General features: G+C 61.6%; 19 protein-coding genes and 6 pseudogenes. 4 read left to right on the top strand and 21 right to left on the bottom strand.

All coding sequences use genetic code 11. The annotated features are described in order from the left end of the window. Positions 1-54: 54 nt before the first annotated feature. Complete coding sequence (locus P0D84_RS39765) at positions 55-528, top strand: hypothetical protein (RefSeq protein WP_408347398.1); 474 nt, start codon at positions 55-57, stop codon at positions 526-528. Positions 529-791: 263 nt separating this feature from the next. Here P0D84_RS39765 and P0D84_RS39760 read toward each other — a convergent pair whose 3' ends face one another. The 4 genes from P0D84_RS39760 to P0D84_RS39745 form a co-directional block, all read right to left on the bottom strand. Continuing rightward, a complete protein-coding gene (locus P0D84_RS39760; protein WP_408349710.1) occupies positions 792-1085 on the bottom strand; it encodes an HU family DNA-binding protein in 294 nt (97 codons plus the stop codon). A gap of 317 nt (positions 1086-1402) precedes the next feature. After that, entirely contained in the window at positions 1403-1837 is a 435-nt protein-coding gene (locus P0D84_RS39755; protein WP_408349707.1) for an SET domain-containing protein, read from the bottom strand. A 74-nt stretch (positions 1838-1911) separates the two neighbouring features. Continuing rightward, the gene (locus P0D84_RS39750; protein ID WP_408347395.1) at positions 1912-2265 is read right to left on the bottom strand and encodes a hypothetical protein; all 354 of its coding nucleotides are present in this window, start codon (positions 2263-2265) and stop codon (positions 1912-1914) included. A 34-nt stretch (positions 2266-2299) separates the two neighbouring features. Continuing rightward, on the bottom strand, positions 2300-3343 hold the full coding sequence (locus P0D84_RS39745; RefSeq protein ID WP_408347392.1) for a DNA-binding protein: 1044 nt from the start codon (positions 3341-3343) through the stop codon (positions 2300-2302). 167 nt (positions 3344-3510) lie between these two features. Here P0D84_RS39745 and P0D84_RS39740 point away from each other — a divergent pair, with 167 nt between their 5' ends. After that, positions 3511-4686, top strand: a complete 1176-nt coding sequence (locus tag P0D84_RS39740) for a tyrosine-type recombinase/integrase (RefSeq protein ID WP_408347389.1) — start codon at positions 3511-3513, stop codon at positions 4684-4686. A 192-nt stretch (positions 4687-4878) separates the two neighbouring features. Here P0D84_RS39740 and P0D84_RS39735 read toward each other — a convergent pair whose 3' ends face one another. The 14 genes and pseudogenes from P0D84_RS39735 to P0D84_RS39670 form a co-directional block, all read right to left on the bottom strand. Next, complete coding sequence (locus P0D84_RS39735) at positions 4879-5013, bottom strand: hypothetical protein (RefSeq protein ID WP_408347386.1); 135 nt, start codon at positions 5011-5013, stop codon at positions 4879-4881. A gap of 521 nt (positions 5014-5534) precedes the next feature. Further along, positions 5535-5810, bottom strand: a pseudogene (locus P0D84_RS39730) (transposase domain-containing protein); the annotation flags it as partial. A gap of 99 nt (positions 5811-5909) precedes the next feature. Further along, on the bottom strand, positions 5910-6905 hold the full coding sequence (locus tag P0D84_RS39725; RefSeq protein WP_408346597.1) for a tyrosine-type recombinase/integrase: 996 nt from the start codon (positions 6903-6905) through the stop codon (positions 5910-5912). Between the two features lie 136 nt (positions 6906-7041). Further along, positions 7042-7848: a tyrosine-type recombinase/integrase gene (locus tag P0D84_RS39720; protein ID WP_408346594.1), complete on the bottom strand. Its 807-nt coding sequence runs from the start codon at positions 7846-7848 to the stop codon at positions 7042-7044. Then, positions 7848-9095, bottom strand: coding sequence for a tyrosine-type recombinase/integrase (locus P0D84_RS39715; protein ID WP_408347383.1), 1248 nt, complete (start codon positions 9093-9095; stop codon positions 7848-7850). The genes P0D84_RS39720 and P0D84_RS39715 overlap by 1 nt, the downstream gene beginning before the upstream one ends. 148 nt (positions 9096-9243) lie before the next feature. Further along, positions 9244-10601: pseudogene (tnpC, locus tag P0D84_RS39710) on the bottom strand (IS66 family transposase); the annotation flags it as partial. A gap of 30 nt (positions 10602-10631) precedes the next feature. Continuing rightward, entirely contained in the window at positions 10632-10922 is a 291-nt protein-coding gene (tnpB, locus tag P0D84_RS39705) for an IS66 family insertion sequence element accessory protein TnpB (protein WP_408349704.1), read from the bottom strand. 40 nt (positions 10923-10962) lie between these two features. Continuing rightward, a complete protein-coding gene (locus P0D84_RS39700) occupies positions 10963-11451 on the bottom strand; it encodes a transposase (protein WP_408347380.1) in 489 nt (162 codons plus the stop codon). A gap of 58 nt (positions 11452-11509) precedes the next feature. Then, a pseudogene (locus P0D84_RS39695) lies at positions 11510-12046 on the bottom strand (DDE-type integrase/transposase/recombinase); the annotation flags it as partial. After that, positions 12042-13286 carry a group II intron reverse transcriptase/maturase gene (gene ltrA / locus P0D84_RS39690; protein ID WP_408347377.1) on the bottom strand — a complete coding sequence of 415 codons (1245 nt, stop codon included), beginning with the start codon at positions 13284-13286 and terminating at the stop codon, positions 12042-12044. The gene ltrA (P0D84_RS39690) and the pseudogene P0D84_RS39695, both read right to left, overlap by 5 nt. Positions 13287-13506: 220 nt before the next feature. Then, positions 13507-14985 carry a group II intron reverse transcriptase/maturase gene (gene ltrA, locus P0D84_RS39685; protein WP_459252231.1) on the bottom strand — a complete coding sequence of 493 codons (1479 nt, stop codon included), beginning with the start codon at positions 14983-14985 and terminating at the stop codon, positions 13507-13509. A gap of 742 nt (positions 14986-15727) precedes the next feature. Then, a pseudogene (locus P0D84_RS39680) lies at positions 15728-15970 on the bottom strand (IS6 family transposase); the annotation flags it as partial. Further along, on the bottom strand, positions 15970-16248 hold the full coding sequence (locus tag P0D84_RS39675) for a hypothetical protein (RefSeq protein WP_408347374.1): 279 nt from the start codon (positions 16246-16248) through the stop codon (positions 15970-15972). The pseudogene P0D84_RS39680 and the gene P0D84_RS39675, both read right to left, overlap by 1 nt. Positions 16249-16464: 216 nt before the next feature. After that, positions 16465-17187 carry an IS6 family transposase gene (locus P0D84_RS39670; protein ID WP_408347371.1) on the bottom strand — a complete coding sequence of 241 codons (723 nt, stop codon included), beginning with the start codon at positions 17185-17187 and terminating at the stop codon, positions 16465-16467. 80 nt (positions 17188-17267) lie between these two features. Between P0D84_RS39670 and P0D84_RS39665 the strand changes: the two are divergent. Together P0D84_RS39665 and P0D84_RS39660 are read left to right on the top strand one after the other, a co-directional pair. After that, positions 17268-17492 (top strand): annotated as a pseudogene (locus tag P0D84_RS39665) (DDE-type integrase/transposase/recombinase); the annotation flags it as partial. Between the two features lie 156 nt (positions 17493-17648). Continuing rightward, positions 17649-18096: pseudogene (locus P0D84_RS39660) on the top strand (winged helix-turn-helix domain-containing protein); the annotation flags it as partial. 183 nt (positions 18097-18279) lie between these two features. Here the strand turns inward: P0D84_RS39660 and P0D84_RS39655 are convergent. From P0D84_RS39655 to P0D84_RS39645, 3 genes are read right to left on the bottom strand one after another with little or no spacing between them, the layout of a single operon-like run. Further along, complete coding sequence (locus P0D84_RS39655; RefSeq protein ID WP_408347368.1) at positions 18280-19770, bottom strand: efflux transporter outer membrane subunit; 1491 nt, start codon at positions 19768-19770, stop codon at positions 18280-18282. 27 nt (positions 19771-19797) lie between these two features. After that, complete coding sequence (locus P0D84_RS39650; protein ID WP_408347365.1) at positions 19798-21114, bottom strand: efflux RND transporter periplasmic adaptor subunit; 1317 nt, start codon at positions 21112-21114, stop codon at positions 19798-19800. A 19-nt stretch (positions 21115-21133) separates the two neighbouring features. Beyond that, the gene (locus P0D84_RS39645; RefSeq protein WP_408347362.1) at positions 21134-24379 is read right to left on the bottom strand and encodes an efflux RND transporter permease subunit; all 3246 of its coding nucleotides are present in this window, start codon (positions 24377-24379) and stop codon (positions 21134-21136) included. Positions 24380-24382: the final 3 nt, after the last annotated feature.

Raw genomic sequence — 24382 nt, 5'->3', positions numbered from 1 at the left:
TCAAGCCCCGCGACTCGCCGACCGGCATCGCGGGCTTCTTCATTTGAACCGCACATGAATCTGGCCAACGCCCCCGTGCAGCCTGCAAAAGCACCTGTCGCGCCCCCGCCGACGTTGCTCGACGAGCTGCTGGCCCGGATCGCCGCGATCGACGAGCAGAACAGCGGCCAGCCGCCGACGAAGATCAGCGAACTGGCTGAGCGTTACGAGCGCGACGCAGAGCTCGTGCGGCTGCTGAAGCACGCTCGCGGCCGTCAGTGTCAGGTCTGCGACCACACCTTCAGGATGCGCAATGGCGGCACGTACACCGAGGCGCATCACCTCGAAGAACTGGCGAACGGCGGTCTCGACATGTCGCGCAACACGCTGATCGTCTGCGCGAACCACCACCGCCAATTTCACTTCGGCGACGTCGAGATCATCAAGCACACTGAAGACAAGCTCGTCGTGCGGCTCGACGACGAAGTACACACGATCCCGCTCGCGTTCGTGCCACCGGCTGAGCAGCCCGCGGTGGCCGCCGTTTGACGGCTGCCCGCGGGCTTCCGCGATGACGCGCACGATGCGCGTCCGGTAGGAAGCAACGCACCGATGGTCGGACACAAGGTCTGCCGGGTGGTCCGGGGTCGTTTCTTTTCAATTCGGGTATATAGACAGGCAGCAAAAGCGCGGGCGTCGTGATACAGCGCGGCATCTCGCAGCAAATGCTACAGGCCAGCCAGCCGATCTGTGTCCGTGCCGGCTGCCTGGTCACTACATCCAATGCGACTTCCGCCAACCTGCCGCCGGTTTCAGGCGCCGTTCACCGCATCCTTGAACGCCTTGCCCGCCGTGAACTTCACTGTCTTCGCGGCTGGAATGTGGATTTCTGCACCAGTTGCCGGGTTACGCCCGACCCGTGCGGCGCGCGCGCCCGTCGAAAACGATCCGAAGCCGATTAGCTGTACCGTTTTGCCCTTCGTCAGTTCGCCCGTGATGGCCGCGATCACCGCATCGATCGTCTCGCCTGTGGCGACCTTGCTGTCGCCGGTCTTCGCGGCGACGGCGTCCACCAGTTCCTGCTTGTTCATTGCGCTCCGCCTTATCGAGGTTGTGAAGAGCTGCCACCCTACCCGATCCGCACACCTCTGCGCAATCGGCACGCAACTGCGTCACCCGGCTCGCCGGGATAAGCCGGCCGACGCGGCTTCGCTAGCTGTAGCCGTGTACGATCGCGGTCCACGCTCCAGTGAGGGACTTTACCCCTCAAATTCCCTCCGCAGTGCGGAGACAATCTTCACGTCGCTTCCGGTTTGGCGTTTTCAGTTTCAAAACAACTATCCGGTCGGGCTTCCGGGGAGTGCCCGCTTCACATTGCTAGCGCTGAGTTCTCCGGCGTCTGGCGGAAGTCGTTATCCGCTCGTCAGGCTAGCAGCGAGCCCGTGCACTTCGTCGCCCCACAGCGACACACGTAGTCAGCGACAATCTCTGGGGACTTCTCCTCATCGATCGTGAGTCCGTAGGCGATAAAAAGCTCGTCGCCCGGCTTTAAGTGCTTGATGGTTTCGATAAAAACCCGCCCCCGCCCGTCCTCGATAGCCTCACAGTTCGGCTGGCAGGAGTGGTTCAGCCAGCGGGCGCTGTTGCCCCCGACGCTGCCGTCGATCACGCGACCGTCAGCCAGCCCGAAGATGAAGGTGTGACCGTGCACGCCGGATCGCCGGTACCGGGCCGATGCCCGCCGCCACGACGTCACCTCCCCGCGATATTCGAAGACCCGCTGGCCGGCAGGAATCGCCTGTAGCGCGAACACACCTCGTCCATGAACCGATGATTTTCTGACCGTCACGCGCCGCACTTCGTCACTCACCGATTGGTTGAAGCCATGGAGCATAGCGAGCGGCGCGCTGCACGGCAACCGGGGTGGTCGCGTCAGAACAGCCTGGTCTGTCGCGGATCGCATGGCGGCGGTGGGGATACGTCGGTCCGCCTGGTTTGCCGGCGGTTACCGCGCCTGCCTCCGACCCGCTGCAGCCGTGCGAGCATCAGGCATTCCCCTGCACCATCGTTGAAGCGCAACTCGAACACGCCGGTTTCGCCGGACGGACATGGCGTCGTTGCGCGAAACGACAGGCGCACACCACGCCGTTTCGCGCGGGCCATCATCTGCGTGCGACTCATGCCGTGCCAGCAATCCGACACGAACAGCGTCACGGCTCCGGGCAGGGACTCATGCGCGACGCCCTGCGGAAGCGTCAGTCCGGCGAGCAGGTAGAGGTCGGCCATGCAGGCTATCCTTCAGCGACGAGTCACCCTGCATCTATACCGTTTTTTTGCGACGCGTTGCTGGCTTGACGGACGGCACGGTGCGGGTCGAACGGGTCGGGCGCGGGGCCTTCCGGACTCCGGCCGGTGCGGACGACACCCGGGCTTCCCGTGCGCGCGTTTCCATCTGCCGCAGCGTCATCATCTCCGCCTGCAGCCGCGTATTCTCCGCCTGAACGGCATCCAGCCGCCCCTGCAGCACGCCCGCCTGATGACGTGCATCGCCCAGCTGCGCCTGCATGGTTTCAGAGGCACGGCGGCGGTCGGCGTCCTTCCGGTCCGCCCGGCGCGTGGCCTCATCGAGCTCCTTCTGCAGCTTCGTCGCGGTACTGCGCTCGCGGTCGATCTCCAGCAATGCACGCTTCTCGGAAGCCCGGAGCCGTTCCTCTGCGCGTTCAGCCGCTTCCCGCTGCTTCGCCAGGTCGCGCGAAAACCCTTCCCTTGCCTCCACCAGTTCACGGTCGCGCGCGGCCAGCGCCGCCTGGACCCGCACCAGTTCTCCCTCCAGCGCCTGTCGCTGGGCGTGGCCTTCGGCCTGTGCCCTGTCCAGATCCCGTATCTCGACCTGCGCGGCCAGCAGCGCCGCCGTGCGCTGCTCCAGCGCGGTCTCGACGCGACCCAGCTCATCGCGGGCGGCAACGACCGACCGCTGCGCCTCGACCCGCTGCGTCTCGACCTCGTCGCGCAGCGCGTCGAGCGCGGCCCCGGCTGATGCGGTCGCGCGCGTCCACAGGGTGGCGACCAGTTCCCCGGCGGCCGCACCGAGATCGGCAGGCAGGTCCGGATGGTCGATGCGCACCCGGCTCTTTTCGCGCAACTCCGACCAGAACTCGCCCAGCACGGCGGTCGGCGTGCCCATGCTACCGCGCCGGACCAGCTGGTACAGCCGGTACAGCCGGTTGGCGGTCGGCGTGATGCCGTGACGGAAGAACAGCAGCGCGCAGATCTCGCGATACAGCTCGCGCGTCTTCGGAAACGTCGCCTTCAGGCGCTCGATCTCGGCGGCCAGCGCCGCGTCGGGGGACAGGCCGTCATTCATGAGGTCCTCACCGTTGAATTTCCTCATATATTACTACGTAAACCGCCGTATATCTGACGCACGAAGCGATGAATTTTGACATTAATCCTATAATGTTGATTTTATGCGATCTGTTGCGCTCATAATTACGTCCATGCCAGCAACCCGGGCCACCGCCGCCTCCGACCATGACAACCGCCCTGCCCGCCCCGCGCCCGCTCGATGCGCTAGAACTGTCCCCCGACCTCGATGGCCGTCACGGCACGAATCGCGCAAGCGGACGCATGCAGGTCGCCGCTGACACCGACCTCGACGCGCTTCGCGCGTGGCTCGCCCGCTTCGCCGATACGAAGACCACGTTTGACAACTACCGCAAGGAAGCCGAACGGCTACTCCTGTGGTCGGTCCTGCAGTTGGGCAAACCGCTCTCCTCGCTCACGCACGAGGACCTGCTCGTCTACCAGCACTTTCTCGGCGATCCCCAGCCTGCCGCACGGTGGGCAGCTAACGGCGGGCGCAAGCATCCCCGCAACGATCCGCGCTGGCGGCCGTTCTGCGGGCCGCTGTCCGGATCAAGCCAGCGCCAGGCCATGGTGATCCTCAACGTTATGTTTGCGTGGCTCGTGCAGGCCGGTTATCTGGCCGGCAATCCACTATCGCTGTCGCGTCAGCGCGCCCGACGGGCGAGGCCGCGCATCGTGCGGTATCTGTCGCCCGAGTTGTGGCTCGAGGTCAAGACCTACATCCAGGGCATGCCAGTGCAGACCGGCCGCGAGCGCGAACACCACGCACGCGTGCGCTGGCTCTTTACCCTGCTCTATCTGGGCGGTCTGCGGATCACGGAGGTCGGCACGAACACGATGGGACGGTTTTTCCGTCGTGGTGACGAAACCGGCAAGGATCGATGGTGGCTGGAAGTGATGGGCAAGGGCGGCAAGGAGCGGCTGGTGCCCGCCACCGCGGAAATGATGACGGAACTTGGCACCTACCGGCGCTCACGCGGACTGCCAGCCCTGCCCTCGCCGGGCGAGGACACGCCGCTCGTGCTGCCGGTTGGCCAGTCGCGCAAACCGCTCACGCGCGCAGCGTTACACCGGATCGTGAAGGATGTTTTTAGCGGTGCGGCGCAATCCCTGCGCGCGCGTGGTGAAGACCATGCGCAGCGCGCGGAGCGCCTTAAGCAGGCATCGGCACACTGGCTGCGGCACAGCGCAGGGTCCCACATGGCGGACCAGCAGGTCGATCTGCGACTCGTGCGCGATAACCTCGGGCATGCGTCACTGACGACGACCAGTCAGTATCTTCACGCCGACGACGATCGCCGGCACCGCGAGACCGACGAGAAACACCGTATTGACTGGTGACAGACGGCAGCCACGCCCTACCGCCTGATCTGGAAATCCGCGGCCGTGAGCCTGACCGGTTCACCCGGTCGCAGGCGGACTTTTCATCCGGCGACCGCGATAATGCGGCGCCGTTCGTCCGCAAATGCTTTGAGGATGCGGACCTCGTCAGCATCTTTGGGCAGCCAGAATTGCGCTTCGCCTCTCGCGTAATCACACCGGTGACCTCGCTTCGAGCGCCTCTCGCGTAATCGCACCGGTGACCTCGCTGCGATGCCCGCTCAGGCGAAGCGAAATTTCATGCCGGTCCGCCGCGACCTCGGACATCGAGTCAATAACGTCCATCACTTCTACCCTCCACATTCAGCTGCGAACTTTTACTCTCCCTGTTGCCTGTATTCAATTTTACAGAACGGAGAACGGGAGCGTGCAGCGATCCAGGCCGCCTGGAGAACCGCCGGAGCAGGTTCAGCCTGCCCCACTGAAGACGGGGCTTGCGGTTAACAAAGATGCAGAGGCGTCGACTGTTAGTTATACGATTATGATCGGCACCGATTTTCAAGGTGAATCTTTAGGGGAGTTGAACTTCGCAGCGCCATGCGAAAGGCGAAGAATCTTCTGATCGACCTAAGGAGGCGGATTGACGCTTCACAGGACCTTCACGATGTCGCGAGGCGCCATAGGCATAACAGCTATCGATCTTGACCGGTTTACCGGGGCTCTGTCACGTTAATTTGTTTGACACAAAATAGCGGAGAGGACGCGCGTTTGCTCAGAAAACGGACGGAACTTGGGTAACGTCGGTGAAACGATACCGGTCGGGGAAGCGTGTGGCGAGTTGTTTGTATGCGGTCCATTGACGACGCCCCTCAGAGTGACGTCGAGGAACGCGTCATATTTGTTGGTGACAGGGATAAGCGGAGTTCGGCAGGCATCTTCCAGGGGAGAAGCGCGTCGTAGTCGTCGACGGCTTTTGCCAGCGCCAGCTTCGTAAATAGCCAGGTAAGGTATCGATATGGGTCGATCTGATTCGCCTTCGCAGATTCGACCAGGGTATAGAGATTCGCGCTTGCACGGGCACCGTCAACGGTGTCAGCAAATAACCAGCTGCGGCGTCCAAGGCAGAAGGGGCGGATCGAATTTTCGCAGGCATAATGCCGCCGGTGGAATTATGCCGCGCGCACTGGATTGCCTCACTGCAGATGCCGGCGGCGCTCGGATCGAACGCTTGACGAGCGGCATAATCAAAGCCCCTCGAGGAATGCAAGCAATGAGTCCGGCGGCTGATATCGACCGGGGACTTGCCCGGATCGCGACACATGAGACAGAGCACGTTCCTTGAGTTCCATGTCAGCGTGCAGGTAAATCTGTGTTGACTCGGTAGATTCGTGGCCGAGCCAAAGTGCGATGACACTCAAGTCCACACCTCGTCTTAACAATGTCATTGCAGCGGCGTGGCGTAGCGTGTGTGGCGTGACGTTCTTGAGCTTCAGCGAAGGACAGATCTGCTCTGCGGTCGCGACATGACGCGCAACGAGCCTTTGGAGAGCGTCGGCGCTGAGGCGATTGCCGGTCAGAGCGGGAAACAGCGGATCATCAGGCGCACCGTGTTGTTCCTCGAACCATTCCTTGAGAATCGCGACGACGTCTGGACGCAAAGGCGTACAGCGTGCCTTGCGACCCTTTCCCATGCAGCGAACATGGGCGCCGACTCCCAATTGCAGGTCCCGGTTTCGCAGCGACGTGATTTCGCTGTTGCGAAGGCCGGTCTGGACAGCAAGCAGCAGTAAGGCCCGATCGCGCCGACCGATCCAGGTGCGAACGTCAGGTGACGCTATAAGCGCACTGACCTCGTCATCCTTGAGGAACTCGACGGGGTGATGTTCACAACGCTTTGCCGGCATCGCGAGGACTCGCTGGCAGTGTAATGCGAGCGCCGGCTCATTTAATGCCACGTATTGAAAGAAGGCATGAAGCGCGGAAAGACGCGTATTGCGCGTACGCGGAGTATTGCCTCGGTCACGCTCGAGATGATCGAGAAACCTCGAGAGGAAGCGGACATCAAGGTTCTCCGCCAGCAATGAGGAAGGCGCTCGCTTGAACTGCTCTGAAGCGAACAGAAGCAGTAGGCGAAATGTATCGCGGTAACTCGCGACTGTGTGTGGGCTCGCGCCCAGCTGGCCTAATAGCCGATCGGTAAAGAACCGTTGAAGTAGCGGGGCCAACGTTGGCGTATTCATACCCGGCCTCTCGACACATGAGAGCCTAGCCGCTCGGCGGCCAGGCCAAGCAGTTCCGGAACTCCTTCGACGTACCAGTAGGTGTGCCCCACGTCTACGTGACCAAGGTAAGTGGCCAACTTCGGCAGTTCCAGGCCTACGTCCAAACACCTCGGTACCAATCGATGAGCGTTCGTGTGGCGAAGCTGTGACGGATATCCTGCAATCTGGGACCGTGGCCGACGCGCCCATTCCCAACGTCGACACGCAAGCCGACAGTACGAGAAACCTTCGCGAAGGTACGGCGAACGGATGTTGCATTAAGTCGCCTTCCGCGCTCCGATAGGAAGAAGGCTTCGCTGCGCAATTGCGGAGCGCATTCAATCCTTCGCTGTTGATATCGCTCAAGCGCCAGTCGCGTGGATTCGGAGACCGGGACCAAGCGCGACTTGCCGAATTTGCTTTGCCGGATCGTGAGGATGCCGCTGCGCAAATCTACATCCGACCGGTCGAGAGCCCACGCTTCGCCGGGGCGCAGCCCCGTTGCCGCATACAGCCCAATGAGCGTCGTGTACGTCGCCGCACGCAGTCCCGACGGCGAAGACAGTTCCGCTGCCGCACTCATGAGGCGGGTTATCTCGTCGTCCGAGAATATGTACGGCAGTTTGCGACGTCTTCTTCCGGCGATAAGACGTGGAGGTGGCACCTGCGTAAGTGGTTCGCTAGCGCTGAGCCAGCATGCGAATCGCCTTACCATCGTAAGTCGTCGTGCCCATGTGGCATGTTGTACACCCTGAGGTTGCATGGCCCACTGCATGGCCAGCTTTGTGGTGATGAGTCGCGCTCCCTTACGCTCCATGAAGTCGACGAAATATCCGAGCGTTTGTGCGGGCTCCTGATACTTGGTTCCAAACGCACGGCGCAGATCAATGTATTGCTTCAGTGATTCACGAAGAGTGGTCATCACATGTCTCCCGGGACAGGCCAAGGCTTCGCCACGGCACGTAGTGCCTCGCAAGAAACCTTCGTATAGATCGCGGTGGTGTTCTCCGTGCGATGTCGCAACACCTCGGCGATTTGCGAGAGTGATGCCCCATGACGGATCATTTGTGTCGCGAGGCTGTGCCGCAGCAAATGGGCCGCTCCGCGACTTGTTCTCTCGATTCCCGCACGCGCAAGCGCCTGACATACGATCTGGCCGATGGCCCCCGGCCCGGCCAGTTCACCACACGGAGCTTTCTCTCGTAGAAAAACGCGTCGCGATCGACAGATGCCGCGATCCTCACGAAGGTATGCCGCCAGCGCTTCGCCAACATCGGGAAGTAGGGGCAAACATTGCACAGCCCGTCCTTTGCCGTGTATTGTGATCTCACCGGTTCGCCAATGGAGATCGTCAAGCTCAAGTGCCGCAACTTCCCCGGGACGCAAGCCAAGCCGTGCAAGTAAAAGCAGGATTGCGCGATTGCGGCGCCCACTTGACGTAGGCCGATCGGTGGTCGCCAGCATTCGCTCGACCTGTTCAGGCGTAAGAAACGCGGGAATCTCTGCGTGGCGCCAGCGACGTACGGTAGGAACGCAAACTGAGAGATCACGTTCTATGTGACCGTGAATGAAAAGAAATCGGCAAAACGATCGGAGTGCTATAGCGAGCAGGCGCGAATACTCGCTTGAGTGGTTTCTGGCGTGGTCCAGAAGGAAACTTCGGATTGCAGCTGCACTGAACCAGTCCGCCGCATCGACATTGATTCCAACTGCTCGCTCGGAGAGAAATGCCCGGACAAAGGGCGAATAGACACGAACCGAACATTCGGTCAATCCACGATCAGAGCGCAGAAATTGAGTGTAGGCTCGCAACAGTTCGTCGGCGCGAGAATCAACGTTCGCTGATATGGTCGGCGTCGCAAACTCAGTTTGCGTGCGAAGATACCTGAACAGATGCGTCAAAGTGCGCCGTACGAACGGCAGCCTGTAGGGTCCGGCGCGGTACAAGCATGACGAGAACACTTCGATGTCTTGGTCTTTGAGAACAGTCATCACGGGCTTCTCGGACCGAATCCATTGCGCGAACGCGGCAATCACTCGCCGTTTCTTACGAAGCGTGGACGGAGCGTAGTCAACCGAACGAAGGTAATTGAGATAGCGTTCGACAAATTCGTCGAACGTATGAGCCGTCGGAACTCCGGCGGCCGGTGGGTGGGTATCTACGGACATGATGCACCTCCTTCTCTGGCGTCAAGCCAGTTAAAGGAGAGCCCAAGAATTATGCCGCGTCAATGCTCGGTCCGAGCGCACACGACGTGGTTTGGGTGCTTCCAGCGCGGCATAATTCGACCGGCGGCATTATCCTTGTCATGCCGCTAGCGGCATGACAGGGATTGTTTGATATTGGCCAACTGCCATTCTCGACGTAGCGAACGAGCTTCGGCCATTGCCCGCGCAGGTAGTTCAGCGCCTTGCCAAGCAGGCTATTGGGCAGGACGGCAGGCAGCTGTTCGAGCATCAGCTTCTTGATCGCGTCGAGCACGTGTGTGCTGTATCGGCGTCGCAACCGCTGCCGTCGCCCGACGGTCCACGTCTCGCTGCGCGCTTCGGCGGCGAACAGTTTGCCGAATAATTTATGAAGCGGGTCGCAAGCAGATCCGGCGTGCGCGCAGCCTTGGGAACGTTGTCCTCTGCCTTGACGAAGTACCGTCTCGCGTGAGCCAGGCATCCAAGGTGGACGAGCTGGTAGCGCTCCGCGATGCCGTTGTAGGGTTCATACCCGTCGGTCATCAGGACTGCACCCTCGCGGATGCCGGCGAACAGTTTGTCGGCCAGCTCACCGCCACGTCCGGGTGTATAAGTGAAGCATCGTATCGGGATACCCGAACCGGTCATCTGCGCCCACAGGTAACTCTTCGTTTGTGGGCGACGTCCTTTCTCTTTCAGGACCTGGAACGTTGTCTCGTCGCAATAGATCACCTCTGCATCAAGTAGCGCGTCGCGCATCAGGTTGATCACGGGCTGTGCAGCCACACCAACCCGGACCATGCTCGCGGCGACCGTGTTCGACGAGATGTCGCCGCCGAAGCGGCGCAGCAAGCCCGACTGACGGTAAATCGGCATGCCGAACTGATATTTGCCGGCCGCTATCCACGCAAGGGCCGATTCGGTAAACAGCCCGCGCGGAATGATCCGCGGCGGCGCCGGCGTCACCTTGATGCCGAGATCGCAGCACGGGCACGCGTATTTAACGCGCTGGTGCTGGACCACACGAACCTGTTCCGGGATCACGTCGAGCTGCTCGCTGGTCTCGACACCGATCTCAACAAGAGCATGACCGTCGGGAGCGCAGAAACGTTCTGCTTCGGAAAGTTCGTGACGACGGACCTCGCGGGGCAGATTGGGATCGAGCAGTTTGCGGTGACCACGCTTTTTGCGTGTGTGTTCAGCGACCTTCGTTTCCGGAGTATCTTCCTGCGCGGGCGTGGTGTTCGTGCCGAGCGCTTCGGCTTCATTGAACAGACCGGGCTGCTCAGAGGCGCGCGCTTCGCTCTTCGCGCCGAACAGTTCACGCCGATAAGCTCGTAGCCGCTCTTCGGCGAGATCGCGTTGTGCGGTCACAAGGCGCAATTCGCCACGTAAAGCTTCGCGCTCGTCCCGGAGTTCACGAGCGGCGTTGCGCTCGTCGAGCAACTGCTTCAGCTCTTCAGCAGTGATCGTCACGTTGATCGGCATACCGCTTAGACCAGTATGCTGATGACATGTTCAGCTTACCCGGGCATAGTTGCGTTTGGGATGTCGCTGGACCGCAGTGATGTTGATGCTCTCGATAAGCCAATGCAACTGCTCGACGGACAGCGTTACGATCTGCGTCTTGCTATCAGGCCAGACGAAATGGTCCTTCGCTTCGAGTCTTTTCATCAGGAGCCAGAAGCCATTGCCACTCCAGCCGAGAATCTTGATCTTGTCGCAACGCCGGTTGCCGAACACGTAGAGCGCTGACGACATTGGATTCAAACGCATCGCCTGCTCGACAAGTATCGACAGGCTGTTGATGCCGGCCGGAAATCGATGGGATCGCGGTGCAGGTACACCTTCAGATCTTTGTCGAACCGGAACACGGCATCCTCCCGAGCGTGTGGATCACCGTGATCAGTTCGTCGATGCTAGCCTCACCAACATCGCATTCGACGCCGTTCGAAAGACGCACGCGCAACGAGAGCGTCATCGAAGGAACTGGAGCCGACGATGTTGGTGGCAGTGCCACCGGCGGAGCAGCAGTCGACACGACCGGCACGAATGCCGACGGTGTACCCGAGAGGTCGATCGGGACGCAATCGGCGACCATCGGCGCTTGGGCGACCTTCTCGCGCTCTACCTGGGCCTGGCTCTTCTGATACCGCGCGATCCAGCTGCGCAGCAGGTTCGGATTGAGTTCGTGCTCCATTGCAGTCCTCGCGATGGAGACGCCAGGCTGCAGACAAAGCTGCACAAGTTCATCGCGAGCGGCATCGTCGTATTCACGACGACCATCTCGTTTCCGGCCGGTCACCAACCGGGTAAGCAAATCTCGTTTCTCACTCATACACTCTGATGCCAGCTGTCCACGTGGACACGTAGCATCAGAGTGTTACGAAATTCGCTCAAGGACGTCGCTGACGGACCGCATACAGTTCTTTGCGATAGAGTGAGGCGCGTAGCAGGTGTCGCTTGAGCGCGAAGTGCTGACGGATCGGACCGAAGCTCGATAAGAAGACTTGCGTACGTTCGGGATCGCGGAAGCCACGCATTCGTCGTTCCCGTTCGCGCGTCGGCTGATGACTGTTTTCGGCCCGGTTATTGACCCGGGCGCTGGCTGTGACGTAGACATGCTTGACATGAGCGAGTTCAGGAATCTCGGCTTTCGCCGCCGGATAGCTGCGCAGCTGGTCGGTTACGATCTTGCGCGGCACTTCCGCACATGAGGCAAGCACACGCTTGAAAAACCGCTTCGCTGCAGCCTTGTCGCGGGGCTTCTGCCGCAGGATATCAAGTTCAGCCCCGTGCTGATCGACGGCGCGCCACAAAAGATAAGGCTCGCCGCGCAACGTCACAAATAGGTAAGTAGGCCCGGGGGATTTCACCCCGAGCCTCTCGCAGAACCGTGCGTAAACCTCTCGATTTACACGGCTCCCGTTATCCAACCTTTACCCCCAGAAACTGCCAGTGCACAAACTGTCGCGGGTACCCCTTCCTCATCTTGTGCAACCACTCCTCGCTACGCCGTTTATGCCGTCGTAGTGTCTTGTACTTGCATCGGGCCCAGCGTGCGAGCTTGCGGTCGAGATACAGACCGAGCCCCTGCATGGCCGTCCGATAGAAAGCCCCGTAATAGTTCCACCAGCCACGTATCGTGGGATTGCATTGATCGGCCAGTTCGACCAGTGACCGAAACGTCTGACGAGGTAGTCGCCACCCCCGTACTTTCTGCCTCATCCGTGTCAGGGCATCACGACTCACCCCGGGCAGAAAGCTCGTTGAGAGCTGCCCAGACCTGGTCATCACCCTTCGCGGACGAAACAGGAAACCTAGAAATGTGAAGGTCACATTCGGGTAGGCTTGAGTACGACTTCGGTCCCTGCAATACACGATGCCTGACTTCTCAGGATGCATCTCCAACCCGCATTCCGCCAGCCGCTGGGCAATGGCGTGCATGACCTCCTGCGCCTGCGCCTCGCTGCGGCAGTGAACCACCGCATCATCGGCATAACGCGCAAAGGGACATTGCGGGAAGTGTCGCTGCATCCATGCATCAAGCGCATAGTGCATGAACAGATTCATCAGCATCGGGCTGACCACTCCACCTTGGGGTGTACCGCGCACTCGCGGCAGTCTCGCTCCGTCCGCAGTCTCGAACGGCGCTGTCAGCCACCGCTCGATATACAGCAGGATCCAGTCCGCCTTGATATGCCTGCGCACCGCCTTGAGCAGGAGGCCATGATCGATCTGATCGAATGCCGCCTTGATGTCAAACTCAACAACCCAGTCGTATTTCCAGCAGCGCTCACGCGTTACCGCAACCGCCTGTTTCGCCGACCTCCCCGGCCGGTACCCATAGGAATCTTCATGGAATATCGGTTCGAGTATCGGCTCGATCATGAGCTTGACAACTGTCTGGGCAATTCGATCAGACACGGTGGGCACGCCCAGCTTTCTGGTACCACCCCTGGCTTTCGGTATCTCAACCTGCTTCACCGGTGGCGGGAAGTACGACCCCGATGACATCCGGTTCCACAACTTGTACAGATTGCCCGACAGGTCCTGCTCAAACATGGCGATCGTTTCATCGTCCACGCCTGCAGCACCCCGGTTGGCCCTCACCAACTGATACGCTTCCCACACCGTGCGCTTCGCAATGCAATACGGTTTTGTTGAGCTCATGTCACTCATCCCCAGCAAGCAGGTTGGTGACCGTCGCCAACAGGATAACGCCGCCCCTTCGCTTCACCCTCATTACAAGGGCTTCAACACTACTACGGGCAGCTCCGCCCCTCGTTGCGGCATCGGTATTCTTCCTCATGGTGTCTGATCGCGGTAGGGATGCCCGTTACCGGGCACCCCCCGCACAGATCCGTACGTGCCCAATTCGGGCATACGGCTCCTACCTCGGGTGCTTGACGGCAAATCGCTGGTTCGGCCACGGGTGAAGTATGCGAGGATGCGGGAGCCATGCGTCTGCGATGTGCGTCATCCGCGTCCATGACGTGCGGTCTTTCTGACTACGCCGCCGTAGCGCGCGCATCCAGAGGGATCGGACGTGGTGGCGAAAAGCACAAAGCGCGCGGAAGTTCGTGGGCACCGCATGATATGCGAAGTACCCCTGAACGACCTGTTTGAGCCACTTCCCTTGCTCTGGAATTGACTCGTGCATACGCCGACGGAGTGCGTCCTTGATCTGTCTGAGCTTCGCCCGCATGCGATCTCCGCGAGTCTTCCGCTGTAGCTGGAAGGCGCCGCGGCGTGAACGCCCGCAGATGAAGATGAAGCCCAGAAAGGTGAACGTCTCTGGCCGACCAAGACCCTGATGCTTTCGCCTGTGCGCTGCATAGCGCCCAAACTCCAGCAGTCTCGTCTTGTCCGGGTGCAGCGCAAGCTCGAACTTCGCCAACCTCGCTCGCATCGCGTCCCAGAAGCGCCTCGCGTCTGCTTCGTGTTCGAAACCGACCACGATATCATCCGCGTACCGCGAGATGATTACGTTGCCTTTGGCTTCTCGCCGTCGCCACTGCTGCGCCCAGAGATCAAACACGTAGTGCAGGTACACGTTCGCGAGCAGCGGCGAGGCCACTGCCCCTTGCGGTGTACCGGTTTCACTGACGCTAAGCTCTCCATCCTCCAGAACGCCCGCCTTGAGCCACTTGCGCACAAGGCGGATGATGCGCTGATCGCCGATCCGGTTCTCCAGAAAACGGACTAGCCATTCCTGGCTCAGTCCGTCAAAGAAGTTCCGAATATCGGCGTCCAGTATCCAGTTCACCGAGGTGCGATCGATGGCGGTTGACAACGCATCCATCGCATCATGTTGACTGCGCCCGGGCCGAAACCCGTACGAGAAGCCAAGAAAATCTTCTTCGTAGATAGCGTTGAGAACTTCAACCACCGCGCGCTGGACGATTTTATCCTCCAGCGCGGCAATTCCCAGCGGGCGCTGTTTGCCATCCGGCTTGGGTATGTACTGCCGCCGAACGGGCAACGCCCGGTACGCGCCGCTCTGTACCTGTGCGTGCAGGCGCTGGAGATTCTCCTCCAGCGCCGCCTCGAAGTACTGCCATGTCATACCGTCCACACCCGGAGCCGCCATGCGCTTAAGCGCACGGAATGACTCCCGCAGCCGGTCGATAGTGACATAGTGCAGCAACGCAGTGAACCGCTCCTTCTTCCGCTGCCTTGCTGCCTGCCGTACACGTTCCAGCCCGTGTGACACGCTTTCCCGGTTCTGTGCCCGGCACGTGTTGGACTGACCCGTGCTCCCCTTGGTCCCCGCCCTTGGCTCCGCCCACTCCGCAGCCGGTTTCCCGGCGTTGTTCGCAGGCTTCGTCGCTACTACGGCGGAGTCTGACTTCTCACGTCCGTCCATCATCGGCTACGGCTCCTCGCCTTCCCGATGCGGACCTGCCCGTGCTGCGACAGGCCAGACGAGAGATCTCCCGGTTCCCGCACAAGGATCGTCCGTGCATGCCAGGGTCTGCGACCGCGCCAAGTCGTCGAGGCACTTGCGATGGCGCGCCCCTCCGTGTTGCCTTCCGCCAAATGGACGACGTCGGCACCTGAGACGTTAAAGATATCGCGGCTCAATGGCTGGCCTGCACGCTCCCCTACCGACGCTTCGCCGACACCCTCGCGGGCGCCTGCGCACGGCTCGGGGCCGATGTGGTTCGCTACACCTTCATCGTAATGGACTTTCACCATCTACTCCTTGCCGGTCTCCCGGCGCACCCATTTGTCATTTCCCTTTGCATCCGCAACAAGGTTCTCACGTTCCGTACCGAAGCCTGTGTTGAGCTCATGCCGCCTTTACGCCGGCTGCCATCAGGTCCGTAAGCAGGTCTCGTCCTGACTGATCCTGGAGTGACGAAACGACTCCAGTTTTGACAGCGCTTTAACACCTTAACGACGCGTCATCGAACGGTTTGCTTTCGCTCATCTTCTCAACACCTACCTGCCACCCTGATGGATGACTTTTCCGCGGTCGCTCACCACCACGCCTTTTGAACGCAGCAGCACCGGGCGGTTTGAAGCCTGCTCCTGCAAGCCGACTCCGGGAGGCCAACTCCCATCTTCAGTACAGCACCACAAGCTTTCGCTTGTGTTCGTGACACACCTTCGTCAAGATGCCAGGTGTTGCCAAGCTTGCGCCGCGCGGCTTTCATGCGGTGTGCGAAACATGCACCGAATTTATCGCACCAGCGACGGACAGTTTCGTAGCTCACGATAACCCCGCGCTCGAACTGCAGCTCTTCGATATCACGCAGGCTGAGCGGAAACCTAAAACACCACCGCACCGCGCAACTGATGACCGCCGCCGGAAAGCGATGACCGTGGTGGAGCGATTTTGCATTCTTCATCACGCGATCTTACTCGACCATCTCAGCAACGTGACAGTGCCGTTTGCGCCATGCGATGGACTTTCGCCTTCGAATTGAGGCTGACCATATTCCGCGAGAAGTGCTTGGGCGACTCCCTCCCCACCGACCCGATTGCTGAACGGAATGTCTACCTCAACGGAGGCAAGCTTGTCATCCTTGAATGTCAATATCTTAATTACGGCTGGCACCTTCGCAATCGTCGTTTGAACATTTTTCGGCAAACACATCTGCAAATCTGATCGGTTATCGATATTCACACATCGCGCCAACGAAAATTCCTTCTTGCTCTTTCCAATTACGTATTCTTTAAGCCCAACCCGGTCGCCGGATCGCTGCCATCCGTGACGGTGCCGACAACTTGCGCGCTGGCTGGCTTCAAAGCGCCTTGAATCGATGGAGTTGCGGGGCCAGCACTTATGGGTTTTGTCGCAGTAAGGCGCGATGGACGAGGAAACGCAATTGTTATGTATTGCTTATGAAACGAGCGAGTAAAACTGCTGCGCGGCGGACAGTTGGATTTTGCCAAAGTCCTGCATCTGTCCTTTTTTGATCATGTGCATGACTTCGATGCCGCTCAGAATGACACGCGCGCAGTCAAAATTCTTGAACCCGAGCATCGGTCTAGTGCGACGTTTGATAGCCCGGTGGTCCTGCTCCACCACGTTGTTCAAATACTTGACCTGCCGGACCTTGATGGGCGTCTCGCGCTCGGCGTTCACCGCATGAAGCGCCGCCAGATTGGAACCGCTTTTGTCGATGGTCACCGTCTCGGGTGCGCCGTTCTGAGCGATGGCTTTATCGAAGAAGCGGCGCGCGGCGGCTTTGTCCCGCTTGGCCCTGAACAGAAAGTCGATGGTGTTACCCGCCTTGTCCACGGCGCGATACAGGTATTTCCACGAGCCTTTGACCTTGATATATGTTTCATCCATGCGCCAGCTCGTGCCCACCGGGCGTTTGTGCTTGCGAAACGTCTTTGCGAACAACGGTAGCAGTTTGATCACCCACCGATGCACCGTCGAATGATCGACGCCGATGGCGCGCTCAGACATCATCTCCTCGAGATTGCGAAGACTTAGCGAATAGGCCACATACCATCGCACGCACAGCAGCATCACATCCAGCGGATAATGAAGCCGCTTCAAAACCTTCGCAATGCCTGTAGCAAGGGCCGTTCGTGGTATCGCGGTCTTCTTCATCGTGAGCCGAAGCAAAGTTTGTGCATCCCGAACTTTAACGCGGCATCGTTATTGCGACAGAACCTGAGGGAACGCAAGTGCGCTCCTCGAAGTATCTGAATAACGCGATCGAACAGGATCATCGAAACATCAAGTCCAGAACGAACGTGATGCTCGGATTCAAACGATTCAGGTGTGCGAAGACCACGATTTCAGGCATCGAGTTGATGCACCGCATCCGCAAGGGTCAGTTTAATCTCCGCACTCTCGGACTCAAGGATACTACTGCACCCGCCGTCTGGAATGCTGTCCTATTCAATAAATAAGGACTCCTTATGTATTGGAGACGTCTCGGTTTCACCGGCTGTTTGCACCAGAACCCTCACGAGGCCGCAATCAACGCATAACATTACCGGCGTCGTAATCTCGACGCCCGATGCTTGCCGGTATGATTTAGAGATCAATGCAACGCGGAGCGTCAAATGCGAATCCTGGTGATCGAGGACGAGCTGAAAACAGCGGCCTATCTGAGAAATGGTCTGGAGGAATCCGGCTACGCGGTCGACGTCGCCAACGACGGCCCGCAAGGCCTGATCCTCGCGCAGGAAGAGGAGTACGACGTCATCGTGCTCGATGTGATGCTGCCCGGCATGGACGGCTGGACCATCGTCAAGACGCCGGCGCGTCAAGCGCGGCGGTATCCGTGTCGATCTCGCGCCGCGCGAGTTCTCGCTGCTGCAACTGCTCGCGCGCCGCCAGGGCGAGGTGCTGAGCCGCACGCAGATCGCATCCTATGTGTGGGACATGAACTTCGATAGCGACACTAACGTTGTTGAAGTGGCGATTCGCCGGCTGCGCACAAAGATCGACGACAATTTCCCCATCAAGCTGATTCATACGGTGCGTGGCGTTGGCTACGTGCTTGAACTCAACCGTGCGCGCGGAAAGCGACATGCACGGCACGCGCTTCATTCTCACGTTCCTGCGGACTGCGTAACAGGCCGCACTTCGGACTGCACTTCGGGTCGCATCGCACGCTTGCCTGCAAGCGGGTCAATACCGGTCTCAGCGCCGGGCGTCGCGGCAACCGCCGCAGCCGCCGCAGCCGCCGCATCAGCCGCCGTTGGGCTTCGCGGCAACCGCCGCAGCCGCCACATCAGCCGCCGTTGGGCTCGCACCAACGTCATGCCACGTGCCGCCCAACGCCTTCATCAACAACACGCTCGACTCCAGCCGGCGCGCGGCAATCTGATCCGCCGTGCGCTCGTTCGTCAACGCGATCGTCTGCGCAGTCACCACGTCGAGATAGCTGACCGCGCCCGCGTTGTAACGATTGGTCGTGAGGCGCAACGACAGATCGGCGGCGCTGGTCGCGCGCTGCTGGCTGGCGGCTTCGTCCGCAAGCGAATTCAAGGCCGAGAGGTTGTCCTCGACCTGCTGAAACGCCACGAGCACCAACTGCCGGTAATCGGCGACCGTGCCGTCGTATTGCGCGGTCGCGCCGTGCAGCGTGGCGCTGCGCTGGCCGCCGTCGAACAGCGTGCCGACGAGTTGCGACCCGATCGACCAGAACAGGCTCGGCGCGCTCAGCCACGGCGCGAAGAAGCTGCTTTCCAGCCCCGCACTCGCCGACAACATCAGATCGGGGAAGAACGCCGCGTGCGCCACACCGATCTGCGCATTTGCCGCCGCCACGCGCCGTTCGGCAGCGGCGATATCGGGCCGCCGTTCGAGCAGTTGCGAGGGCACGCCGACCGGAATGGCCGGCGGCGCCATGGCCGAGCCGTTCGCCGGCAGCGCAAAGGTCGAAGCAGGTTCGCCGATCAGGGTCGCGATCGCGTGCTGCATCTGCGCGCGGGTCACGTCGATGTCGGTGTCCTGAGTGCGTGTCGCTTCGAGCTGCGTGGTGGCCTGAGCGACTGCGGAAGCGTCGATCGCGCCGTTCTTCAACTGCTGCTGGAGCAGATTCAATGCATCGGCGTACGCATGCACGCTGTCGTCAAGCAGCTTTTTCTGCGTATCCAGCGAGCGCAGCGCGAAATAGTCGACGGCGAGATCCGAGCTCATCGACAGACGCACCGCTTCGAGGTCCGCTGCGCTGGCATCGGCATTGGCTTGCGCACCCGTGACGCTGTCGCGCACCCGGCCGAACAGATCGGGCTCCCAGCTCGCCGACACGCCCGCTGAATAGTCAGGTATGGTCTTGCCCGCGAGCGAGCGTCCCACGATGTTCTGCGAGGTCCGAAAGCGCTCCTGGGCGGTGCCGGCGGTGATGGTCGGGAAAAATCCCGCGCGCTGATAGTCGACCATCGAGCGCGCCTGCTGGACCTGCGCGACGGCCTTGCGCACGGTCTGGTTCGAGACGTCGATGCGCGCTTCGAGCTGGTCGAGCACGGGATCGCCGAAGATCGTCCACCAGGGCCCGCGCGGCGCGGCGTCGGCGGGCGCCGCCTGCGCCCAGCCGGGCGTGGCGCCCGCGAATTGCGAGGGCACATCGGCAGTGGGCCGCTGATAAGCGGGGAGCGTCGAGCAGGCGGCCAGCGCGCCGGTCAGCGCCACGGCCAGCGAGCGCCGCAGCAACGGGCAAGTAAAGCTAAAAGACATGGCAAACATCCTTACGATGACGGGCGCTCAGCTATGCGTGGCCGGCGCGATCTGCACGGCCTGTCCCGCACTCAGCGAATCGCCCGGGTTGTCGATCACGCGATCCGTGGCCGCCAGGCCCGTGGTGATTTCCACATGTGTGCCGAAATCGCGGCCGATGTGCACGGTCTTCAGCGCCACCTTGCCGTTGCCGTCCACCACCGCGACCGTCACGCCATCCGGGCGAAACAGCAGTGTGCTGACCGGCAAATCGAGCGCGGGCGTCGACGATTGCAACGCCAGATGCACCTGCACATAGGCGCCCGGCATCAACGCGCCGTCCTTGTTGTCGACGTCCACCTCGACGCGCAACGTGCGGCTCGCCGGATCGATCGAGCCGGTGCTGCGCGCCACCCGCCCGGCAATGTGACGGCCGGGATACTGCTGGGCAGTCAGATAGACGGCGGTGTCCGGCGTGACATACGGCGCGTCGTTCTGCGGCACGTCCACGAAGACCCGCAGAATGCCGTTCTGCTGGATATGAAACAGCTCGCCCGACATGCCGGCGGTGCCGGGCGTGCCGCCCGCCGTCACCAGCGCGCCGACATCGACGTGGCGGGCGGTGATCACGCCGTCGAACGGCGCGGCGATTTTTTCGTACGAGACCAGTTCGGCCAGATGTGCGACGTTCGCCTGCGCCGAGTCCAGCATCGCGCGGCGCGCTTCCATGTCGCTCGTTTTCGTATCGGCGTCCTGCTGCGCGACCGACTGCGTTTTCAACATGTCCTGCCAGCGCTGCGCGGTGGTCTTCGCGTAGTCGTAGTTGGCCTGCGCGGTGCTTTCGTCGGCGCGGGCCTGGCGCAGTTGCGCGTCGAGGTCGGGGGCGTCGATCGTCGCGAGCGTCTGGCCGCTTTTGACCTGGGCGCCGATATCGCTCGTCCAGTGCGCCAGATAGCCGCTCGTGCGCGCGTAGATCGACGCTTCCGCGAACGGCGTGACCGCGCCGGGCAACAGCAACTCGTTCGAGGACGGCGCGGGGCGTGGCGTGAGCACCGATACGCTGAGCGCGCTTTGCGCCTGGGTCTGTTGCGTCAGTGCGGCGCTCGCGGAGACACGCGGCAGGATGCCGGCGAGCAGCAAGGCGGCCGCGAGGCCGGTCAGGGCGAGTGGCCACAGGCGCCGGCGCGGTGTCGGGTGCGCGGCCGCCGCGGGCGCTTGCGCCGCGCTTTTCGCGGAATTTCCCGCGGCATTTCCCGCGGCATTTCCCGCGGCATTTCCCGCGGCATTTTCCACGTGACGGTCAGCGCGGTTCGCGGACGGCCCGGCGCGATCGTCGAGTTCGGGCGGAAGAGATGAATCGTTCATGGGGAGGCTCTCGTCGGAATCAATGGGTGCGGGCGGCAAGGTCGGCTTCCTGCGTGCTCTGCTCGGCGGCGCGGCGTTTGTCCCGCCACGCATGCACCATCCCGTAGACGACCGGCACGAACAGCAGCGTGGAGACCGTGCCGAGCGCGAGCCCGCCGATCACCGCGCGGCCGAGCGGCGCGTTCTGTTCGCCGCCGTCGCCGAGGCCGAGCGCCATGGGCAGCATGCCGATCAGCATCGCCAGCGCGGTCATCAAGACCGGGCGGAAGCGGCTGAAGCCCGCTTCCAGCGCCGCCTGCAGGGGCGGCTTGCCGCCGTGGTGCAGTTCACGCGCGGTGTTGATCACGAGAATGCTGTTGGCCGTCGCGATGCCGATACACAGAATGGTGCCGGTGAGCGCCGGCACGCTCAGCCGGGTCCCCGTGCTGAACAGCATCCACGCGATGCCCGCGAGCGAGCCCGGCAAGCCGCTGATCGTGATGAACGGATCGAGCCACGACTGGAAATTGATGACCATCAGCAGATAGACGAGGGCGATCGCGAACACCATGCCGCTTGCGAGACCGGCGAACGAATCGTGCATCGCCTGCACCTGGCCGCGTACGACGATCGACGCGCCCGGCGGCAATTGCGGCCGGATCTGGTCGACCAGACGGTTCACGTCGGCCGCCACGCCGCCGAGGTCGCGGCCTTGCGCCGAGGCGAAAATGTCGAGCACGGGTTGCACGTTGTAGTGCGAGACGACGGCTTGCTGAGTGCCGCGCGACAGCGTGCCCAGCGCGCCGAGCAGGTTCTGTGGAGCAGCGCCGGCGCCATTGGCAAAAGCGGCCGCGCTACTGGCAGCAGAACCCGCGCTGCCGCTTGGCGCCACTGGAATATTGGCCAGCGCCTGCAGCGAGTCGATGTCGTACTGCGGCATCATCGCCATCAGCGGATAGCTGACGCCGTTCTTCGGATCGAGCCAGAAATTCGGCGTGGTCTGCGAGCTGCCGGACAGCGCGATCAGCAGATTCTGCGACACGTCGCGTTGCAGCAAGCCCGCCTGGATCGCCCGTGTGCGGTCCACGTTGACGTTGATCGCCGGCTCGTCGCCCGGCTGCTGGATGCGCGCGTCGACGAGGCCGCGCACGCCGCGTAGTTGCGCGAGCAGGCGGTTCGCCACCACGCGGTTGGCAGCGAGCTTATTGCCGACGATCTGGATATCGATCGGTGCGGGCAGGCCGAAATTCAGAATCTGGCTGACGATGTCGGCCGGCAGGAAGGCGAAGCTCACGCCCGGGAAATCCTTGGCGAGCGTCGTGCGCAGGGTCGCGACATAGGCCGCGGTCGGCTTGTGTTTTGCCGCGAGCGTGATCATCACGTCGGCGTCTTCGGGACCAATCGGGTCCGACGAATCGTAGGTGAGGTTGATGCCGCTCACCGGCACGCCGATGTTGTCGAGCATCGCGGACAACTCCTGTTTGGGAATCACGCTGCGCACGCGGGCTTCGACTTCATCGGTGAGGCTGGCGGTATCTTCAATCCGTGTACCGGTAGGGGCGCGCAGATGCAGCCGGATTTCGCCGGTATCGACAGCGGGAAAGAAGTCGCGTCCGGCAAACGGCACGAGCGCGAGCGAGCCGATGCACAGCAGCAGGAAGATCGCGACGAAGCGGCGCGGGCGGGCGATCCCCGCGGCGAGCACGCCGCGGTAGCGTTCGCGCAGCAATTCAAAACGATGCTCGAAGCCAGCCTGAAAACGTACGAGACGCGCGATCGGTCCGTTGCCCGTCACCGGCGCATTGCCGCGCGGCCGCATCAGGTACATGGCGAGCGTCGGGATCAACGTGCGCGAGAAGAAATACGAGGCGATCATCGCGAACACCACCGCTTCGGCGAGCGGCACGAACAGATAGCGCGCGACACCGGAAAGCAGGAACATCGGCACGAACACGATGCAGATCGACAGCGTCGACACGAAGGTCGGCACGGCGATTTCTCCCGAACCGTTCAGGATCGCGTCATGCAGCGGCTCGCCATTCTCCAGATGATGCGTGATGTTTTCGATCGCGACGGTGGCATCGTCGACGAGAATCCCGACGGCGAGCGCGAGGCCGCCGAGCGTCATGATGTTGATGGTCTGGCCGAGCGCGGCCAGCGCGATCAGCGAGGTCAGCACCGCGAGCGGAATCGACACAGCGATGATCAGCGTGGCGCGCCAGCTGCCGAGAAACAACAAAATCATCAACGCGGTCAGGCAGGCGGCGATCAGCGCTTCGCGCGCGACGCCGACCACCGCGGATTTGACGAACACCGACTGGTCGGCTAGCGCCGTGATATGCAGCGCGCTCGGCAAGCCGGCCGCGATATGCGGCAGCATCGCCTTGACCTGCTGGATGATCGTCAGCGTCGACGTGCTGCCGGATTTCTCGATGGTCAGCAGTGCCGCGCGCTTGCCGTCGCTGCGCACGATGTTGGTTTGCGGCGCATAGCCGTCGCGCACATGGGCCACATCGCGCACATACACCACGCCACCGGCCACCGTCTTGATCGGCAGGTCGTTCAGCGCGGCGACCGTGTCCGTGCTGCCGTTCATCTGCACGTTGTATTCCTTCGTGCCGATCTTGGCCGTGCCGCCCGGCAGGATCAGATTCTGCGCGTTCACGGCGTTGACCACGTCGAGCGGCGCGAGGCCCTTGGCCTGCAACGCGCGCGGGTTGATATCGACCATGATCTGGCGGACCTTGCCGCCAAACGGCAGGGGCACGGAAGCGCCTTGCACCGTCGCCAGTTGCGTGCGGATCTGGCTATTGCCGAGGTCGTAGAGCTGCTGTTCGGACAAGGTGTTGCTGGAGAGACCCAACTGCAGGATCGGCACCGTCGACGCGTTGTACGTGATGATGTTCGGCGGCAGCGTGCCGGGCGGCAGCACCCGCAAGATCGACGCCGAATTGGACGCGGCCTCGGCGATCGCGCGATTGATGTCCGCACCCTGATGGAAAAAGATCTTCACCACTGAAACGCCGTTCAGCGATTGCGACTCGATGTGCTCGATATCGTCGACGTCGGAAGTCAGCGCGCGTTCGTAATTCGACGTGATGCGGTTCGCCATGTCCTGCGCGGAGAAGCCGTTATACGACCAGACGATGCTGACCACCGGAATGTCGATGTTCGGAAAGATATCGGTCGGCGTGCGCAGTATCGCCAGCGGGCCAACGATAAAGATCAGCAGGGCGAGGACCACGAATGTGTAGGGCCGGCGCAGCGCGAGCTTGACGATCCACATGAC

Origin of the sequence: Paraburkholderia sp. RL17-337-BIB-A, assembly GCF_046025895.1 — a bacterium.
Classification (GTDB): Bacteria; Pseudomonadota; Gammaproteobacteria; order Burkholderiales; family Burkholderiaceae; genus Paraburkholderia; species Paraburkholderia fungorum_C.
The sequence above is the reverse complement of the archived record's forward strand: the minus strand, read 5'-3'. Positions and strand labels throughout refer to the sequence as shown.

Excerpts from the sequence above, each read along its gene's own strand:
- P0D84_RS39765 (WP_408347398.1), top strand. The coding sequence starts at position 55 with ATGAATCTGGCCAACGCCCCCGTGCAGCCTGCAAAAGCACCTGTCGCG.
- P0D84_RS39750 (WP_408347395.1), bottom strand. The coding sequence starts at position 2,265 with ATGGCCGACCTCTACCTGCTCGCCGGACTGACGCTTCCGCAGGGCGTC.
- P0D84_RS39745 (WP_408347392.1), bottom strand. The coding sequence starts at position 3,343 with ATGAATGACGGCCTGTCCCCCGACGCGGCGCTGGCCGCCGAGATCGAG.
- P0D84_RS39740 (WP_408347389.1), top strand. The coding sequence starts at position 3,511 with ATGACAACCGCCCTGCCCGCCCCGCGCCCGCTCGATGCGCTAGAACTG.
- P0D84_RS39725 (WP_408346597.1), bottom strand. The coding sequence starts at position 6,905 with ATGAATACGCCAACGTTGGCCCCGCTACTTCAACGGTTCTTTACCGAT.
- P0D84_RS39720 (WP_408346594.1), bottom strand. The coding sequence starts at position 7,848 with ATGACCACTCTTCGTGAATCACTGAAGCAATACATTGATCTGCGCCGT.
- P0D84_RS39715 (WP_408347383.1), bottom strand. The coding sequence starts at position 9,095 with ATGTCCGTAGATACCCACCCACCGGCCGCCGGAGTTCCGACGGCTCAT.
- P0D84_RS39700 (WP_408347380.1), bottom strand. The coding sequence starts at position 11,451 with ATGAGTGAGAAACGAGATTTGCTTACCCGGTTGGTGACCGGCCGGAAA.
- ltrA (WP_408347377.1), bottom strand. The coding sequence starts at position 13,286 with ATGAGCTCAACAAAACCGTATTGCATTGCGAAGCGCACGGTGTGGGAA.
- ltrA (WP_459252231.1), bottom strand. The coding sequence starts at position 14,985 with ATGATGGACGGACGTGAGAAGTCAGACTCCGCCGTAGTAGCGACGAAG.
- P0D84_RS39670 (WP_408347371.1), bottom strand. The coding sequence starts at position 17,187 with ATGAAGAAGACCGCGATACCACGAACGGCCCTTGCTACAGGCATTGCG.
- P0D84_RS39655 (WP_408347368.1), bottom strand. The coding sequence starts at position 19,770 with ATGTCTTTTAGCTTTACTTGCCCGTTGCTGCGGCGCTCGCTGGCCGTG.
- P0D84_RS39650 (WP_408347365.1), bottom strand. The coding sequence starts at position 21,114 with ATGAACGATTCATCTCTTCCGCCCGAACTCGACGATCGCGCCGGGCCG.
- P0D84_RS39645 (WP_408347362.1), bottom strand. The coding sequence starts at position 24,379 with ATGTGGATCGTCAAGCTCGCGCTGCGCCGGCCCTACACATTCGTGGTC.